This window comes from Ruegeria sp. E1, from assembly GCF_056534225.1.
Window position 1 is genome coordinate 1 of record NZ_JBQFPE010000053.1, and the last position, 558, is coordinate 558.

Consider the following 558-nt stretch of genomic DNA (forward strand, 5'->3'; position numbering starts at 1 on the left):
CGCGCCATACACCGAGTAATCGTGCAGCGGATAGCTGTCCATATAGACCGGGCTCGCCCCCGCCAGCACCATGCCGGAGTGGTGCGATTTGTGCTAATCGCGGTCGATCAGCACGATATCTCCGGGCCGTACCAGTGCTTGCACAACGATTTTGTTGCAGGTCGAGGTGCCGTTAGTCGCAAAAAAAGTCTGTTTAGAGCCGAATGCGCGTGCGGCAGCCTCCTGCGCCTCTTTTATCGGACCTTTGGGTTCCAGCAGAGAATCCAGCCCGCCCGAGGTGGCCGAAGTTTCCGCCATGAAGATATTTGATCCGTAGAACGCCCCCATGTCCTGAATCCAGTGGCTGCGACTAATCGATTTACCCCGGCTGATCGGCATCGCGTGGAACACGCCCGTGGGCTGTTTTGAGTATTCCTTGAGCGCCGTGAAGAACGGCGTCTTATAGCGCCGCTGCACCCCGCGCAGGATGTTCAGGTGCAATTCCAGAAAGTCTTCCTGATTGTAGAAGACCCGCCGGCACAGGCCCAGATCGAGACCGGCAATATCTTCCGCCGAAGG

Annotated in this window: 1 pseudogene; it reads right to left on the minus strand. The window is 57.7% G+C overall.

Annotation, left to right across the window (positions count from 1 at the left end):
• A pseudogene (locus ACR0FG_RS20925) lies at nt 1–558 on the minus strand (aminotransferase class I/II-fold pyridoxal phosphate-dependent enzyme); the annotation flags it as partial.